This is a genomic window from Polaribacter sp. HL-MS24, assembly GCF_032758595.1.
Classification (GTDB): domain Bacteria; phylum Bacteroidota; class Bacteroidia; order Flavobacteriales; family Flavobacteriaceae; genus Polaribacter.
Genome location: NZ_CP136415.1, coordinates 1,078,023 through 1,095,121, shown reverse-complemented (window position 1 = coordinate 1,095,121; position 17,099 = coordinate 1,078,023). Strand labels below are relative to the sequence as shown.

The following is a 17,099-nucleotide window of genomic DNA, read 5'->3' as shown; positions in this document are numbered from 1 at the left end:
TTTGACATGATTTTGATTCATAGGTCGAAGCCTAAATAGAACATTCAATGACAAAAGAAGAAATTACAAATAAATTAACGGGTATTGTACAACCTTATATTCAAAATCAGGAAGCTTTTGACAACATTTCAGAAGATACGGATTTTATTTCCGACCTAGAGATCAATTCAGCAAACTTAGTAGATATTGTTTTGGATGTGGAAGATGAATTTAAAATTGAAATTGACAACGACTCGATGGAAAAAATGACCTCTGTAAAAGCGGTTGTAGCGATCATTCAAGAAAAACAAGCCTAATGATCGGGAACGATATTGTCGATTTAAATCTTGCGGAAAGACAAAGTAATTGGCAACGACCGGGTTTTTTAGAAAAGCAATTTACCATAAAAGAGCAAAAGAGTATTTTCAGTGAAGTAGATTCTTTTGTACAAGTTTGGTTATTTTGGAGCATGAAAGAAGCGGCATACAAATGTTTTACACAACAGGTTGAAAAGCGATTTTTTGCACCTCAAAAATTTGAGTGTACTTTATTTTCAGAGGATCAGGGAGTTGTTGTATTTAATGGGCAGCAATTTTATACCCGTACTATTTTCGGGAAAGACTATCTTTTTACAATAGCGCAAGGACAGAGAGAAGAAGAAACTGTTTTTTCGGCAATGAGTTTACCTACGACTATTGACCAAGACATTAAAGAGAAACTTCAAAACGAGCTTGGGATTTCTGCAGCAGAAATCACACAACAAAAAACTTCCATTGGAGCTCCTTTGTATTATCATAAAGAGAAATTAATTACCCAATCGTGTTCAATTTCTCATCACGGAAATTACGGAGCTTATGCATTTACCTTAGAAAATGAATTTAAAAAAAGAATTGTATCGTCAGTGTAGAGACTATGTAAACAAACGTTTAGAAACGGTTCAAGAAATTATTTCTTCCAACCAAAAAGCCTTACAATCTGAGACCAAAAGTTCTGCAGGAGATAAACACGAAACGAGTCGTGCCATGTTGCAATTGGAGATGGAAAAAGCGGGACAGCAATTGTCGGGGATTTTTTTGATGAAAGATGTACTTGCAAAAGTAGAGCTTTCAGAGGCATCTAAATACGCCCATTTAGGAAGCATTGTTTTTACAAATACAGGAACTTTTTTTTATCGATTGCAGCTGGGAAGCTGATTGTTGAGGGAGTTGATTATTATGCCATTTCTATTTCTTCTCCTATTGGGAAATTGTTGTTGGGAAAACAAGAAAAGGAAGAAGTTTATTTGAATGGAAAGCACATAAAGATTACTAAAATAGCATAAGAGAAAGGGTGATCAGTATTGAATAGATAGAAAAACCTGATCGTTTTTCTTCAACTCAGAGGTATGATTAAAAAAGACCGTTTGATTTTCAGAATTCGCTTCAATTCGCCAATAGGAACCTTTAAAGTATGAATTTGAAATACTGACACATTTAGAATTAGGGGTCTTCTTTTTAACCATTTTAAGCTGATGTGGATATACTAAAAAAGGCTTACCGTCCACCGAAAACTCATTTACATCATCAAATAAAGCGGCCACATAGCGTTCTTTGGGAATGCTGTAAATTTCTTTTGGAGATGCGTTTGCGATGATCTTCTTATTGCGAATGACAATCAAGCTGTCTGCAAAAGAAAGCGCATCCTCTTTATCGTGAGTCGCCACTATGCAGGCAATTTTATTATCCTTTAAATAGCGAAATAAATTTCTTCGTAAAGAGTTTTTCTTAAAATTGTCGATTTGTCCAAAAGGTTCATCCAATAACAGTAAGTCAGGCTCTTTTGCAAGTGCTCTAGCAATGGCAACACGTTGTTTTTGACCCCCGCTTAAATTTTTTACGATCACGTTTTTAAAAGCGGTCATTTCAATTACTTCTAAAAGCTCTTGTGTTCGTTTTTCACTTTCTTCAGGATAAAAACGAGATAAAAATTTTTTGATATTTTCAGCTACTGAAATGTAGGGCATCAAATCAAAATCTTGTGCTACATATTTAAAGAAATCCATTCCTGGAACCAAATGAAATTTAGGACCTAAAACGGGTTGTTCTTTCCACGAAATACTCCCCTTTTGTAAATCGAGTAATCCATAAATAGCTTTTAAGAGCGTTGATTTTCCGCATCCACTTTCTCCCATAACACATAAATGCGCCCCTTCTTGTAGAGTGAAATTAAAATTGTCTAAAACAATTTTTTTAGAAGTATATCCAAAAGAAATATTTTGCACGTCTAGCATAGAGCAAAAATAAGGTTTCTTGTGCAGCCTATGAAGTTTGGGATCTACAAATTGGAAATAGGTTTCAAATCAAAAACACACGAAAGGCAAGAAATGTCCTTGACAAAGAAAGCCGACACAGAAGTATCGGCTTTAAAATATTCTTTAAAATGATAAAGTTCTACTTCAAGAACAAAGTTACCAGATTCTGACTCTTTCCTCTGGGGATAAATACATTTGATCTCCTTCCTTTACTTCAAAGGCAGCATAAAAAGCGTCTACATTTTTCAGAGGCATATACGCTCTATACATCCCTGGAGCATGAGGGTTGGTCATAATTAAATTTTTCAAAGCTTCATCGCGCATTTTGGTTCTCCAAATAGTTCCCCAAGAAAGGAAAAAGCGTTGTTCAGGAGTATACCCATCAATATTTTCGGGTCTTCCGTTTTTGTTTAAGAAGATCTGCAAACCTTCATAGGCTGCTTGCACACCTCCTAAGTCTCCAATATTTTCTCCTAGGGTAAATTCTCCATTGAGGTGCAAACTGTCAATGGCAACAATATCAGAATATTGTTTCACCAATTTTCCACCAACTTCTTTAAACTTTGAAGAATCCTCTTCTGTCCACCAGTTTTTTAGATTTCCATCTCCGTCAAAGCGAGCTCCAGAATCATCAAAACAATGCGAAATTTCGTGCCCAATAACAGCTCCAATTCCACCATAATTGACTGCCTCGTCTGCTTTGTAGTCATAAAAAGGAGGTTGTAATATTGCTGCAGGAAAAACAATTTCGTTGTTTACAGGGTTGAAGTAAGCGTTTACCGTCTGAGGAGACATTCCCCATTCGGTTCTATCTACTTCTTTCCCTAATTTTGCCATGTCATTGTTAAAGTTCCATTTGGTCACATTGATAGCGTTTTCAAAATAGGTTCCACCGTTCCGTATGCCTTTCACTTGCAATTCAGAATAGTCTCTCCATTTGTCTGGATAGGCAATTTTAACGGTTAGTTTGTGTAGTTTTTCCAGGGCTTTTTCTTTAGTTACCTCACTCATCCAGGGCAATTGAGCAATTCTAGCTTCAAATCCAAGCATTACATTGTCAATCATTTCTTTGGCTTTTTTCTTTGCCTCAGGAGGAAACATTTTTTCAATATATAATTTTCCTAGAGCTTCTCCTATAGCACCATTTAAGTTTGCCAAAGCACGTTCATCTCTGGGGCGTTGTTTTTTAGCCCCTCGCATTTCTTTGCTGTAAAAGTCCCAATTAGCTTTTTCTAAATCAGTAGAAAGCAAACTCAAAGAAGTATTGATGGTGTTCCAGCGCAGAAGTAATTTCATGTCTTCAACAGAACTACTATTGAAAATAGTATTCATTGCTTTAAAATACCCGAGGTCTGTAAGAATCACTTTGTCGATATCCGTAACACCAATTCCTGTTAAATAGTCCTTCCAATTGACAACAGGAACAAATTTTTGAAGCTCTTCGACAGACATTGGATTGTACATTTTACGAGTATCTCTGCTTTCCTCTTTGGTCATCATTGGAGTTGCCAAACGAGTTTCAAAATCAACAATTACAGCAGCATTTTTTGAAGCCGTTGCATTATCATCTCCAAATTCTTGTAACATCTTCGCTACAAATTCTTGGTATTTTTCCAACTTGTCTTTTACATTTTCGTCTACATAGTAGTCTCTAGACAATCCGAGTCCGCCATGAAAAATATACCCAGCATTCATACTACTATTTTTCAAGTCGTTAAAAACAGCAAAACCATAAAACCCTCCTCCTCCGTATGGAGCCATGTTTGTGATATAGTTTTCGATGTCTTTTTTAGTTTTAATCTCAGCGACTTTTGCTAAAAAAGGAAGTATGGGCGCTTTGCCTTGTTTGTTCCTAGAAACGGTGTCCATAATACTTTCGTAATAGTTGACTGCTTTTTCTTGGTCCGAATCAATTTCATTTCCTTGTGCGTCATTTACTTTTGGGAAATCGCTCTCTTCAATGGCTTTGTTTAGAATACTTAAAACATCAGCATCTGTTTTTTTACGGAGCTGATTGAATCCTCCCCAAGATGTTTGATCGTCTGGAATTTCTGTATTATCCAACCAAGTTCCGTTTACGTGCCTGAAAAAGTCATCGGCTGGTTTGACAGATCGATCCATGTTTTCCAATACAATCCCAACTTTTTCTGGGCGGTCTTGTTTACATGCAGTCAACCCTAAAAAGGAAACCGCCACTACAAGCATTATTTTTTTATAGTTTTTCATTGTAAATAATTTTTAGATTCATGTGTTTGTATTCTAATTTTAATAGGGTGCAAAAATTAGGATTTCATTTTCTTTTTTTGAGGATTTGGCAATTGGTCAAAGCCCATATTGAATAAAGTAAAACCAAAAATATCGGCATATTGTTCGATCGTTTTAGCCACAGGAGTTCCTGCTCCATGGCCAGCATTGGTTTCAATTCTTATGAGCACAGGGTTGGGTCCGGCTTGTTTTTCTTGCAATTCTGCGGCAAATTTAAAACTATGTGCTGGGACAACACGATCATCGTGATCTCCAGTTGTAATCAAGGTTGCGGGATAGTTTACTCCTTTTTGGACATTGTGAACAGGAGAATAGCCTTTTAAGTAGTCGAACATTTCTTTATTATCATTCGCAGTCCCGTAATCATATGCCCAGCCAGCACCTGCGGTAAATGTGTGATAGCGCAACATGTCCAATACGCCTACAGCAGGCAAGGCTACTTGGATTAAATCGGGTCTTTGGGTCATTGTGGCACCTACTAATAATCCTCCGTTAGACCCCCCTCTAATGGCTAAATATTGTGAAGAAGTATATTTTTCTGAAATTAGATATTCTGCAGCTGCGATAAAGTCGTCAAAGACGTTTTGTTTTTTTAATTGAGTTCCTGCATCGTGCCATTTTTTACCATATTCCCCACCACCTCGTAGGTTTGGAACGGCATACACACCACCTTGTTCCATCCAAACAGCATTTGCAATACTAAAATTCGGAGTTAGACTAATGTTGAATCCCCCATAGCCATATAAGATTGTTGGGTTTTTCCCATTTAATGTTACTCCTTTTTTATGGGTGATGATCATTGGAATTTTGGTACCGTCTTTAGAAGTATAAAAAAATTGTTTACTTACATAGTCGTCAGAATTAAAAGCAATGGAAGGTTTCCAGTAAGAAGTATAGGTTCCGTCTTGTGGATTAAATTGATAAGATGAATTTGGCGTGTTGTAATTGGTAAACGAAAAATAGAGTTTTGTGTCATGGATCTTTCCTCCAAAACCACTCGATGATCCCACACCCGGCAATTGTACTTCACGAATTAAATTTCCATCATAATCATATTGTAAAACTTTTGAAACAGCATCGACCATGTATTCTGCAAAGAAATATCCTGCACCAGAATTGAAGCTCAATACATTTTCTGTTTCAGGAATAAAATCTTTCCAGTTTTTTTGAGATGGATTTTTAGCGTCCACTGTAACAACTTTTTTGTTTGGAGCATTTAAATTAGTGACGAGGTATAACTTACTTTCACTGTTTTCAGCAACATAGGTATCACTCTCGAAAGTGTCAATGATTGTAATTAGTTTTCCGTTGGGAACTGAGAGGTCTTTGATAAAAAGTTTGTTTCCAGATGTAGAAGTAGAAGCAGAAATCACCAAATACCGATTATCTTCTGTTACGTAGCCTCCAACATATCGATGTTTTTCAGCAGTTTTCGCGCCAAAAATAATTTTGTCAGTTTTTTGTGGCGTTCCCAGTTTGTGATAATATAATTTGTGTTGATCCGTTTTTGCTGACAGTTCACTTCCTTCAGGTTTGTCGTAGCTAGAGTAATAAAAACCCTCGTTTTTGAACCAGGAAATTCCAGAGAATTTCACATCCACCAAAGTGTCTTCTATGATCGTTTTAGATTCGGCGTCCATGATTAAAATTTTACGCCAATCAGATCCTCCTTCAGAAATGGAGTAGGCAACTGTTTTTCCATCTTTCGAAAACTGCAAAGAGCCTAAAGAAGTTGTGGCATCTTCTGAAAAAGTATTGGGATCTAGGAAAACTTCGGGTTCTGAATTGCCTTTTTTACGATAAACGACATATTGATTTTGGAGCCCATCATTTTTGTAAAAATACGTATATGCCCCTTCAACAAAAGGAGTTCCAACTTTTTCATAATTCCATAAAGCGGTCAAACGAGACTTGAGTTGTTCTCGATACGGGATTTTACGCAAATAATCGAAGGTAACTTCGTTTTCTGCTTTTACCCAGGTTTCTGTTTCTACACTTCGGTCGTTTTCGAGCCATCGGTAATTGTCAGTAACAGCTGTTTTAAAAATAGTATCTACAACAGGAATTTTATTTGTCTCTGGGTATTTCACGGTGATATTTCTTTGTTTGAATTCTTCTTGGCAAGAAACAAAAATTGCACTTGTAAAAAGAAAGAGAGGGATGATTTTTTTCATAAGATGTCATTTTAAAGTACTCAAAGTTAGCATAAAAAAAACCTCCCTTTCGAAAGAAATAGGAGGTTTTAACAAAGTTTAACATTTATTTATTCAAAAAGCGCTTTGAGTTTGTCGAAATATACATATAATAGGAAGAGGTTCAAGATAGCAACCAAGGCTGCAGCTCCCACTCCTTCGGGATCAAATCGCAAGTGAAAAGCGACAATATTTATAGAAACAGGAACCAACATTACCAATGCAAAAGGTACTGCTTTATTGAATAATAGACAGAGACCTACAAGAATGTACACAATTCCTAAAATAGGAAAAATATATCCACTTTCCCCGAGAGCTCCCATAAAAGCTCCCGCTTCTTCAGGTAAAGGAGGCATTGGTAAAAAACTAAAAAATTTGTTTGCTCCAAAGACTAACATGATGATTGCCAATAAAATGCGTGCGACTTTTGTTACTGTTGAATTCATAATAAAAAGATTTAGTTAATTAAAAGTAAGGTCAAAAGATACAAAAAAAGAGTTGTATTTTTTAAAGACGAATTGTTAATGTGGAATTGAAATAAGATAAAATAAGTATCATTGCATAAAATATCTCGCTGTTTTACAGGAGAAAAAATATAAAAATGACAGAAAATTTAACAAAAGCAAGTTTTTTAGAAAAGGTATTTAATTTTGAAAACAATCAAGCATGGTCTTTTGAAGGCAAGGTTCCTGCAATAATTGATTTTTATGCAGACTGGTGTGGCCCGTGTAAAATGATTGCACCCATATTGGAAGAGTTGTCTGAGGAATACGGAGATAAATTAACCATTTATAAAATAGATACAGAAGCAGAGCAAGAATTGGCAGCTGCTTTTGCGATTCGAAGCATCCCTTCTATGTTGTTTTGCCCAATGGAGGGACAGCCACAAATGGCAAATGGAGCCTTACCAAAAGCAGAACTCGAACGCATTATTGCTGATGTTTTAGGAGTGGAGAAATAAAATTTTTATAACCTGAAAAATACCATTTCAGGTTTTTTTGAATTTTAAAATTAATACATAAGAGTTTTATGTATTAAAAAAAATTAATATATTTGAACAGTTGGAAACAAAGAAACTGTTCAATTCCAATTCAAATCATGGGAAATCAGAAATTATACAAAGGTTCGTTGCAGACGATACTTCTGACGTTGTTGGAAAATAACGAAAAGATGTATGGCTATGAAATTACTCAACACGTTAAGGAGCTCACCAAAGGGGAATTGCAAATTACTGAGGGGGCGTTGTATCCTGCATTGCATAAGTTGGAATCCGACGGCTTGTTGGATGTTGAGGTTGTTAAAGTAGGAAATCGTTTCCGAAAATATTATAAACTCACTGCATCTGGCACCAAAGAAACGGCTAACAAATTAGCAGAAATGCAAGAGTTTTTAAAAACGATGCAGCATTTAGTGAATCCAAAATTTAGCTTAGAGTAAGATGGAATTAACACAGACTCAGATTGAAGAACTTTACAAATTTACTCGAATTCATTTTGTAGAACATTACGATATACAAACGGAATTAGTTGATCATTTGGCAAACGATATTGAACAGATCTGGGCCAAACAGCCTTCTATTTCTTTTGAAGAAGCTCGAGATACATCTTTCCATAAATTTGGTGTTTTTGGTTTTATGGAGGTTGTGGAAGCCAAACAGAAACAACTTGGTAGAAGATATGCAAAGATTTTATGGCGGTTTTTAAAAGAGTGGTTTTCGATGCCAAAACTAATTTTAACAGGACTTCTCTTTTGTTTTTTTTATGGCTTACTCGATTTTAAGACAGGCTCAGACTTTTTGTTAGTGATCTTACTATTATTATTGGGAATTATTGATGGTGTTTTGGCTGCTAGGTTATGGAGAAAAGCAAAACAACGATTTATAGAAAAAGAGCGAAAATACCTTTTAGAAGAAATTATTTTTAGGACAGGGATTTTTAACTTAATCCTTCTTTTTACTAATTTTTTACAATTTATCATCCACATCAAATACATCCCTGCCGTATTGGAAAAATGGGTGTTCGCAGGCCTTTTTACAGTAGCAATTCTTTTTTCAAATATTGTGCTCATTGTCATCCCAAAAAGAGCAGAAGAATTGCTCGAAGAAAACTACCCAGAATACAAACAAATGAATACGTTGTAACAAAGCAGAAAGTGTTGCGACTGATGTATTAACTTAACGAAGTCTACAAAAATGATTTTACACTTTTTAAAATTAGAATGGAAACAGTTTATTCGTTCTGTCGCTTTTGGTAAAAGTATTGCGCTAAAAATAATAATGGGTTTTGTGGTACTCTATTTTTTAGTTTCTTTTTTAGCTATTGGTATTGGTGGCTATTATATCCTTAAAAAAGAATTCCCTGAACAAGACCCTTTACAACTTGTAAATTCATTTTTGCTTTATGCCTTTTTTGGAGATTTAATTTTCCGCTATTTAATGCAGAAATTACCCGTAATGAATATCAAACCTTTGTTGACCTTACCAATTAAGAAGAACAAATTGGTTCATTATGTTCTTGGAAAATCGGCCTTTTCAGTTTTTAATTTTATGGGACTGTTTTTTTACATTCCCTTCTCTTTTATTTTAACAAAAGAAGGATACGATATGGCGGGTGTCTTGGGATGGTTATTCACTATGATCACACTAATTCAATCTGCTAATTTTTTAAATTTTCTGATCAATAAAAACAAGAGTGCACTTGTGGTTTATGCATCGATATTGTTAAGCTTCGTTGGATTGCAGAAATATGGTATTGTAGACGTTGTTGGTTATGGAGGGTTAATTTTCGACTCTATTTATTCCCATCCATTATCTTCTTTGTTCGGGGCAATTGTTCTATCTGTCTTGTACCTATTGAATTACAGACAATTACGAAGTCAGGTGTATTTAGACCAAGCAGTAGCAATTAAAGTTGAAGAAGCAAATTCTGCAGATTTGTCTTGGACAAATAAATTCGGAGATGTAGCACCATTTCTAAAAAATGATATTCGTTTGATTTGGAGAAATAAAAGAACTAAAACAGTGTTTTTAATGTCATTCGTTTTTTTGTTTTATGGATTACTATTCTTTAACAATCCAGGCGTTATTAAAAAAATGCCAATAATGTTAATTTTTGCAGCACTTTTTATAACTGGAGGTTTTACCTTAAACTACGGTCAGTTTATACCTGCTTTGGGATAGTGCTCATTATAAAATGCTAATGAGTCAGAGTTTTAAATATAGAAAATTTTTAGAGTCTAAGTGGTTTTTAATGGTTACCATGACTACAATTTTATATTTTTTAAGCCTTCCATATTTGTATTTTGGAATCGATATTTTTTTAATGATTACCGCAGGGGCAATCTTTAATATTGGTTTTAATTCCCTCTTTTTATTGTATGCAGGTTCTTTCAATAGGAAACGAATAGATTTAACCAAAGGAGGTTTTGGGAATACACAAGGTACCAGCGCAACACAGTTTCTTATTATCATTCCGTTAATGTTATTTCCAATGTTGTTGTTTTGGGTTTTCGAAAAGTATCTGGGTCATAATTTCGGATTTATCGCTATTGCAGCTGTAGGGGTCATTTGTTTGTTGTTAAAAAAGAATGCGATGAATTTTATCGAGAAAAAATATATTAAGGATAAATACGCTATGATTAACGCATTTGGAAAAGAAGCATAAACGAGTCAAAATTTAAAGAGAAAATAATGATTACTATAGAAACGATTTCAAAAAAATATGGCAAAGTAGAGGTTTTAACTATTGAAAAGATTGCCATTCCAACAGGGCAAAGTTTTGGTTTGGTGGGAAACAATGGAGCAGGAAAAACCACCTTATTTAACATTCTCCTAGATTTAATAAGACCCACTACAGGTAAGATTACAAATAACAATATTGTTGTAAATACCAGTGAAGATTGGAAACAGTTTACAGGTTCTTTTATCGATGAATCTTTTTTAATTGGATATTTGACACCTGAAGAATATTTTGAGTTTATTGGCGATTTACGAGGCATGAACAAAGCGGATATTGCATTGTTTATAAGTAATTTCGAAGATTTTTTTAACGGAGAAATCATTGGAAAGAAAAAGTATTTGAGAGATTTGAGCAAAGGAAATCAAAAAAAGATAGGAATTGTAGGAGCTTTATTAGGAAACCCAAAAGTGATAATTTTGGACGAACCTTTTGCAAATCTAGATCCAACCACACAAATCCGCTTAAAAAAAATTCTTAAAGAACTAACAGACGACCCAGAAATAACACTTTTAGTATCAAGTCACGACCTTACTCATGTCACCGAAGTGTGTGAAAGAATTGTGGTCTTGGATCATGGAAATGTGGTAAAAGACATTCAAACATCTGCTGCAACTTTAAAAGAATTAGAGCGCTATTTTTCTGTATAAGGCTTCTATTCTGATTTTATTCCTATTTTTACACCCCTAACTGCAATATTTTTTAAAAAAAGGGGTTGTTAATAGGAGTTTTTAGTCATATGAAATACATTCAAAAAATAGTATGGTTTGCCGTTTTTTTTACAATTGTCTTTTCTTGTACTACAAAGAAAGATACTGTAATTAACAGGAACTATCATGTCCTCACTACAAAATTTAATGTTTTATTTAATGGAAAAGAAGCCTTCAAAAAAGGAATCGCCGCCATTAATGAGACCTATGAAGATAATTTTTGGAAACAATTACCAATAGAGCCCCTAGAGTTTAAAGAAGAAACGATCATCATTCCAAAAATTTCAACAGGTGAGTTTTCGGGTTTTGATTCGGAGACATCTTCTGAAAAAGAAAGTGTGAAGTCTAGGTCTCCTTTCGATTTGGCAGAAGAAAAAGCCGTCAAAGCGATTCAGAAACACTCAATGAATATTGTTGGCAAAGAACGAAATCGTCAAATTGACGATGCCTATTTACTGTTAGGAAAAGCGCGGTATTATTCACAGCGATTTATTCCTGCGATTGAGGCGTTTAATTATGTGATAGCAAATTATCCAACGGCAAGTTTGATCAATGAAACTAAAATTTGGAGAGCAAAGTCCAATATTCGATTGGAAAATGAAGAATTTGCGATTGAAACCTTACAGCTTTTATTAGTTATTAGAGATACTTTGGAAGCGGATTTACCTGATGTGATTAAAGAAAAAGGGTATACAGCCCTGGCGATGGCTTATGTGCAAACAGACAGCCTTCAAAAAGCAAAAGAGAGCTTACTTAAAGCAACAAGAACCACCATAGATCATGAACAAGCGACAAGAAATATGTTTATTCTTGGGCAGATGTATGCTTTAGAAAATAAAAAAGATTCTGCAAGAACGGCCTTTAAAAGAATTTTAGATTTTAAGAAAGCACCCCATAAATTTAAAATTCACGCAGAGATTGAAATTGCAAAAAACTTTTCAGAAAGTTCTACTGCGGACGAATTGCTTAAAAACCTAAAAAAACTGATTAAGGATCGAGACAACAGGCCTTATCTGGATGCTTTGTATTATCAGGTTGGAGCGATTGAAGAGCGTAAAGACAGCATTTCATTAGCGATTGAAAATTACAATAAATCCTTGCGAGTTAAAAATGGCCAATCTGAACAAAAAACCCATACCTATGAAAGTTTAGGGAATTTGTATTTTAAAAATAACGAATTTCAATTGGCAAGCGCCTATTTTGATAGTGTTTTAAAAGCTTCAACAGATTCAACGGAACTAAGAATTAGACGAGTGAAGAGAAAGTTTAAAAATTTAGCTTCTCTTATCAAGTTTGAAAAAACGGTTCAGGTGAATGACAGCATTTTAAATATCGCAGCAATGCCAGTAGAGGCGAAAGAAGCCTATTTTCAAGAGTATGTGGATGCCTTAAAAAAGAAAGATGCGGCAGTAGCTCAAAAAAAACTAAAGCAATTGGCATTTGGTAATTCTTTTGGAACATCACTACAGTCGACCAACAAAGGAAAGTGGTACTTTTATAACGGACAGTCTTTGTCTTTTGGAAAAAACGAATTTCAAAAAGTATGGGGGAACAGAGCTTTAGCAGATGATTGGCGCTGGGCTTCTCAATTGAGAATTCCCGATTCTCAAGAAGGAGACGATTCGCAAGAAACAATAGTGTCTGATAGATATGATGTGGCGAGTTATGTGGCAACCATTCCAACCAGCACAGCAATAATTGACAGTTTGAAAATTGAGCGAAATGAAGGATTGTATGAGCTGGGATTGATCTACAAGCAGCAATTTGTAAATCTTCCCCTGTCCATCCAAAAATTAGAACGATTGCGCTCTTTAGGGCCCGAAGAAAACAAAATACTTCCAATTTATTATCACTTATATCAAATATATACTGAAATCAACAACAACGAAAAAGCCACATTTTTTAGAAATAAAATTTTAACCGAGTATGCTGACACGAAGTTTGCTCAAATTATTCAGTATCCAAATAAAAAATTCACAGACGAAACATCAATTAACGAAACAGAAGAATTTTATAAAAAGTGTTACTATCTCTACAAGGAAGAAAAGTATGAGGTGGTGGTTCAAAAAATTGATGAAATTACATCGACAATTCAAAATTCGATTTTAATTCCTAAATTTGAACTTTTAAAAGCATTTGCAATCGGTAAATATCAAGAAAAAGAGGCTTATTTGAAAGCCCTAGAATTTGTTTCTGTTCAATATGGAAACACTGAGGAAGGGAAAAAAGCAAAACAGATTGTTGAACAATTAAGCAATTAAAAATGTTTAGTAAAAACGTAAAAAAAGCACAAAATCCGAAAGTTATGGAAAGAAATGTAATCGCAAAAAACACAGTTATCGTTGGAGATATTAAATCGGATGGAGATTTTAGAATTGATGGTACCCTAGAGGGGTCTCTAATTACAAATGGCCGTGTAATTATAGGTGTAGAGGGTTTTGTTAAAGGAAATATTGAGGCATCAAACGCAGATATTGAGGGGAAAATTTCAGGGAAAGTACTAATTTCCAAAACATTAACCATTAAAGCAACTTCACTTATTACAGGGGATGTCATTGTAGGGAAGTTATCTGTGGAGCTAGGAGCAACCTTTAATGCCACCTGTTCTATGAAAGGAGCAGTAAAAGAACTGAACCAAGCCAATGAGCAACAAAAACTCTCAGAAAAAACCGCTTAACAAAGCCTTACAGTTATCGGGAGCGGGTTTGCAAATGGGTGCAACCATTTACCTAGGTTTTTTATTGGGCACCTGGATTGATGAGGAATTTGAAGCTCATTTTTTTACCGAAACGATTACACTATTGGCAATTTTTTTGGCCATGTACTCTTTAATAAAACAAGCCAAGAACATCAATGAGTAGTAAAATTATTTTTCAACTTTTTGCTTTTTTTATATTGTATCTTTTTGCAGTCAATCTTCACCTTTTTGTAAATGAAAAACTAGGGATTGAATTGCCTTTTAATTTGCAAAAAGTATACCTATTTCACGCTACTTTTTCGAGCCTATTATGCTTTAATTTTGGGATGCTTTCGACTGTTGATAAAGTGTATCATCAACTCGGTTTTATATACATAGCAGGCATCATATTAAAAATCACTCTTTTTTCAATTGTCTTCTACGAGTCTATCCTTACAAGAGATTATCTCTCAAATCAAGAGGCTTTTTCATTGCTCATCCCATTGTTTGTTTTTTTATTAACAGAAGTTGTTTTTGTGTTGAAGATTATCAAAAAAAATAAGGCAAATACAATTATACATAAAAATGGTTTGTAATATTAATTTATTGCGTACTTTTGCACCGAATTTAGAAAGCGTATTTTTACAATGAAGATTGCACAAAAACCAATCAAGTTTCTTACAATAGCGTTCCTAACACTTTTTTCTATGAGTGTTTTTGCTATTGACTCTGACCAAAAACACGACAACACAAATGATGGTGGACGTGTCAATACAAAAACCGAAGTTGAAGCATATATTTTGCATCACATTAAGGATTCACACGATTTTTCTTTATGGTCATATACCAATGATGCTGGGGAGCGAAAACATGTTGGTTTTCCTTTACCTGTAATTCTTTGGTCTAGTGAGGGATTGGTAACATTCATGTCTTCTGAGTTTCACCACAATGATGATGGACATGTTGTTGTTGAGAAAAAGGGATTGAAATTCGCAAAAATTCATTCAAAAATTTACCAACTTGATGCGAACGCAACCACAGTGAGTTTTGATAAAGATCATCATGCAACAAATGCTCACAAGGTATTAGATTTTTCAATTACAAAGAGTGCTTTTGGTTTAATTTTGATTGGATTGTTGATGCTTATATGGTTTTCTAAATTAGCAAGACAATACAAAACCAAGAAAGTTCCTACTGGTTTTGGACGTATTTTGGAGCCCTTGGTTTTGTATGTTCGAGACGAAATTGCAAGACCCAATATTGGAGACAAACATTACAGAAGATTTACAGGTTATTTATTAACAGTATTTTTCTTTATTTGGATATTAAATTTAGCAGGTTTAACACCTCTAGGGTTTAATGTAACAGGTCAGCTCGCAGTAACCGCTTGTTTGGCGATTTTCACTTTGGTAATTTATACCGTAAGTGGAACAAAAGGATATTGGTTGCACATGTTATGGACTCCAGGAGTTCCAATTTTAATTCGTCCAGTATTGGCAATTATTGAATTGGCAGGAGCCTTGGTCATCAAGCCATTTTCGTTATTAGTTCGTTTGTTCGCAAACATTTCAGCAGGTCATATTGTGGTAATGAGTTTAATTGCAATCATGTTTACACTTACAGAGTCTTTAGGAGTTGTAGGTGCAACGGGGTTGTCTTTTCTATTATCATTTTTTATAACATTAATTGAGGTTTTAGTGGCTTTTCTACAAGCGTATATCTTTACAATGCTTTCAGCATTGTTTATTGGGATGGCAGTAGATGATCACGAACATCATTAATACAAGTTTGTTTAATTTAATATAAATACAGTTATTATGTACAATTTAATTGGAGCAGGATTAATCGTAATTGGAGCAGGAATTGGTTTAGGTCAAATTGGTGGAAAAGCAATGGAAGGTATTGCTCGTCAGCCAGAAGCGACAGGGAAAATTCAAACCAACATGATTATCATTGCCGCATTATTAGAAGGTTTAGCATTTGGAGCATTATTCTTAGGAAAATAATCCAAAACAAAAACAAAAATCAGTGTTCTGCAACGGTTGGTTGCAGAGCCTGTTTTTAAGTTCTCGTTGTAAGGGAATGACAGATTTAAGAGAAGCTTAATCGAGCCCTTTTAAATTCCACAAAAAGTAACAAAAAAATAATTAGTTTATAGAATGGAAACTTTATTAAACGACTTTTCACCAGGATTATTTATAGTCTCTACAATTTTATTATTAGCGTTGATCGCTTTAATGGTAAAGTTTGCTTGGAAACCTATTTTAAATTCTTTAGAAGAAAGAGAAACAGGAATTCAAAAAGCATTAGACGCAGCAGAGAATGCACGTAAAGAAATGCAAAACTTACAAGCCGATAACGAATCGTTGGTAAGAGAAGCACGAGAAGAAAGAGATGCAATGCTTAAAGAAGCTAGAGAAATTAAAGATAAAATGATTTCTGAAGCTAAAGATGAAGCAAAAGAAGTTGCAGCAATTTTAATTCAAAACGCACAAGCTTCTATTCAGCAAGAAAAGCAAGCCGCTTTAGCAGAAATTAAAAAGAGTGTAGCAGAACTGTCTATCAATATTGCAGAGTCTGTCATAAAAAGAGAATTAGCGTCTAAAGAGGATCAACTAGAATTGGTTGAAGGAATCTTAAAAGAGGTTACTTTAAATTAAGAGAGTTATGAAAGACGCAAGAGCAGCATTACGGTACGCAAAAGCAGTTTTAAACCTCGCCAAAGATACTCAGATTGAAGATGAGGTAAACCATGACATGTTATTAATCGCTGGCACTATTCAAGACAGTAGTGAATTGAAAGTGTTGCTAAAAAGTCCAGTCATTAGATCTTCAGAAAAAATGAATGTATTAAAAGCCGTATTTACTGGTAAAGTCAATGCTGTTGCTTTAGGCCTTTTTGACGTATTGCAGGAAAACAAACGTCTTGGGATGTTAGAGTCGATTGCGAAACAATATACAATTATCTATGACTTTTTAAAGAACATGCAGGTTGCAAAAGTGACAACAGCCGTTCCATTAACAAAAGAATTAGAAGCAAAAATATTAGCAAAGATTGTTGCCCTTACGGGGAATAATGCAAATTTAGAAAATGTAATCAATCCAGCTATTTTAGGAGGATTTGTATTGCGCGTTGGAGACATGCAGTATGACGCAAGTATCTCCAATCACTTGACACAATTGAAAAAGGAATTTGACAACAGTCACTTTATTCCAAAAATATAAAGTTTTAAGCCCAAAGCTTAAAGCCTA

Annotated in this window: 21 protein-coding genes; 17 read left to right on the top strand and 4 right to left on the bottom strand. The window is 34.6% G+C overall.

What is annotated here, in order from left to right:
• Positions 1-47 precede the first annotated feature (47 nt).
• Genes RRF69_RS05215 through RRF69_RS05205 form a run of 3 tightly spaced genes read left to right on the top strand, consistent with a single transcriptional unit; the run spans position 48 to position 1,172 of the window.
• Positions 48-296 carry an acyl carrier protein gene (locus RRF69_RS05215; RefSeq protein WP_316940959.1) on the top strand — a complete coding sequence of 83 codons (249 nt, stop codon included), beginning with the start codon at positions 48-50 and terminating at the stop codon, positions 294-296.
• Complete coding sequence (locus RRF69_RS05210; RefSeq protein ID WP_316940957.1) at positions 296-886, top strand: 4'-phosphopantetheinyl transferase superfamily protein; 591 nt, start codon at positions 296-298, stop codon at positions 884-886. The genes RRF69_RS05215 and RRF69_RS05210 overlap by 1 nt, the downstream gene beginning before the upstream one ends.
• Positions 852-1,172 carry a 3-oxoacyl-ACP synthase gene (locus RRF69_RS05205; RefSeq protein WP_316940956.1) on the top strand — a complete coding sequence of 107 codons (321 nt, stop codon included), beginning with the start codon at positions 852-854 and terminating at the stop codon, positions 1,170-1,172. The genes RRF69_RS05210 and RRF69_RS05205 overlap by 35 nt, the downstream gene beginning before the upstream one ends.
• Positions 1,173-1,312: 140 nt before the next feature.
• Here the strand turns inward: RRF69_RS05205 and RRF69_RS05200 are convergent, their stop codons facing one another.
• The 4 genes from RRF69_RS05200 to RRF69_RS05185 form a co-directional block, all read right to left on the bottom strand.
• Positions 1,313-2,248 (bottom strand): ABC transporter ATP-binding protein, encoded by a 936-nt coding sequence (locus RRF69_RS05200; protein WP_316940955.1) that lies wholly within the window; start codon positions 2,246-2,248, stop codon positions 1,313-1,315.
• Between the two features lie 177 nt (positions 2,249-2,425).
• Entirely contained in the window at positions 2,426-4,495 is a 2,070-nt protein-coding gene (locus RRF69_RS05195; RefSeq protein ID WP_316940954.1) for a M13 family metallopeptidase, read from the bottom strand.
• 56 nt (positions 4,496-4,551) lie between these two features.
• The gene (locus tag RRF69_RS05190; RefSeq protein WP_316940953.1) at positions 4,552-6,708 is read right to left on the bottom strand and encodes a prolyl oligopeptidase family serine peptidase; all 2,157 of its coding nucleotides are present in this window, start codon (positions 6,706-6,708) and stop codon (positions 4,552-4,554) included.
• 89 nt (positions 6,709-6,797) lie between these two features.
• On the bottom strand, positions 6,798-7,172 hold the full coding sequence (locus RRF69_RS05185; protein ID WP_316940952.1) for a DoxX protein: 375 nt from the start codon (positions 7,170-7,172) through the stop codon (positions 6,798-6,800).
• Positions 7,173-7,327: 155 nt separating this feature from the next.
• Here RRF69_RS05185 and trxA point away from each other — a divergent pair, with 155 nt between their 5' ends.
• The 14 genes from trxA (at position 7,328) to atpH (ending at position 17,072) form a co-directional block, all read left to right on the top strand.
• The gene (gene trxA, locus RRF69_RS05180) at positions 7,328-7,687 is read left to right on the top strand and encodes a thioredoxin (RefSeq protein ID WP_316940951.1); all 360 of its coding nucleotides are present in this window, start codon (positions 7,328-7,330) and stop codon (positions 7,685-7,687) included.
• Positions 7,688-7,824: 137 nt separating this feature from the next.
• The gene (locus RRF69_RS05175) at positions 7,825-8,163 is read left to right on the top strand and encodes a PadR family transcriptional regulator (protein WP_316940950.1); all 339 of its coding nucleotides are present in this window, start codon (positions 7,825-7,827) and stop codon (positions 8,161-8,163) included.
• A gap of 1 nt (position 8,164) precedes the next feature.
• Positions 8,165-8,866, top strand: coding sequence for a hypothetical protein (locus RRF69_RS05170; protein WP_316940949.1), 702 nt, complete (start codon positions 8,165-8,167; stop codon positions 8,864-8,866).
• Between the two features lie 51 nt (positions 8,867-8,917).
• The gene (locus RRF69_RS05165; RefSeq protein WP_316940948.1) at positions 8,918-9,904 is read left to right on the top strand and encodes a DUF5687 family protein; all 987 of its coding nucleotides are present in this window, start codon (positions 8,918-8,920) and stop codon (positions 9,902-9,904) included.
• Positions 9,905-9,923: 19 nt separating this feature from the next.
• Positions 9,924-10,388, top strand: coding sequence for a DUF5687 family protein (locus RRF69_RS05160; RefSeq protein WP_316940947.1), 465 nt, complete (start codon positions 9,924-9,926; stop codon positions 10,386-10,388).
• Positions 10,389-10,414: 26 nt separating this feature from the next.
• Positions 10,415-11,110, top strand: a complete 696-nt coding sequence (locus tag RRF69_RS05155) for an ABC transporter ATP-binding protein (RefSeq protein ID WP_316940946.1) — start codon at positions 10,415-10,417, stop codon at positions 11,108-11,110.
• Positions 11,111-11,199: 89 nt separating this feature from the next.
• Positions 11,200-13,431 (top strand): hypothetical protein, encoded by a 2,232-nt coding sequence (locus RRF69_RS05150; protein ID WP_316940945.1) that lies wholly within the window; start codon positions 11,200-11,202, stop codon positions 13,429-13,431.
• A 2-nt stretch (positions 13,432-13,433) separates the two neighbouring features.
• Positions 13,434-13,847 (top strand): polymer-forming cytoskeletal protein, encoded by a 414-nt coding sequence (locus RRF69_RS05145; protein ID WP_316940943.1) that lies wholly within the window; start codon positions 13,434-13,436, stop codon positions 13,845-13,847.
• A complete protein-coding gene (locus RRF69_RS05140) occupies positions 13,813-14,031 on the top strand; it encodes an AtpZ/AtpI family protein (protein WP_316940942.1) in 219 nt (72 codons plus the stop codon). The genes RRF69_RS05145 and RRF69_RS05140 overlap by 35 nt, the downstream gene beginning before the upstream one ends.
• On the top strand, positions 14,024-14,443 hold the full coding sequence (locus RRF69_RS05135; RefSeq protein ID WP_316940941.1) for a DUF6168 family protein: 420 nt from the start codon (positions 14,024-14,026) through the stop codon (positions 14,441-14,443). The genes RRF69_RS05140 and RRF69_RS05135 overlap by 8 nt, the downstream gene beginning before the upstream one ends.
• Positions 14,444-14,494: 51 nt before the next feature.
• Positions 14,495-15,628 (top strand): F0F1 ATP synthase subunit A, encoded by a 1,134-nt coding sequence (gene atpB, locus RRF69_RS05130; RefSeq protein WP_316940939.1) that lies wholly within the window; start codon positions 14,495-14,497, stop codon positions 15,626-15,628.
• 36 nt (positions 15,629-15,664) lie between these two features.
• The gene (gene atpE / locus RRF69_RS05125) at positions 15,665-15,853 is read left to right on the top strand and encodes an ATP synthase F0 subunit C (protein WP_316940937.1); all 189 of its coding nucleotides are present in this window, start codon (positions 15,665-15,667) and stop codon (positions 15,851-15,853) included.
• A gap of 153 nt (positions 15,854-16,006) precedes the next feature.
• Complete coding sequence (locus tag RRF69_RS05120) at positions 16,007-16,507, top strand: F0F1 ATP synthase subunit B (protein ID WP_316940935.1); 501 nt, start codon at positions 16,007-16,009, stop codon at positions 16,505-16,507.
• A gap of 7 nt (positions 16,508-16,514) precedes the next feature.
• Positions 16,515-17,072: an ATP synthase F1 subunit delta gene (gene atpH / locus RRF69_RS05115; protein ID WP_316940934.1), complete on the top strand. Its 558-nt coding sequence runs from the start codon at positions 16,515-16,517 to the stop codon at positions 17,070-17,072.
• Positions 17,073-17,099 lie beyond the last annotated feature (27 nt).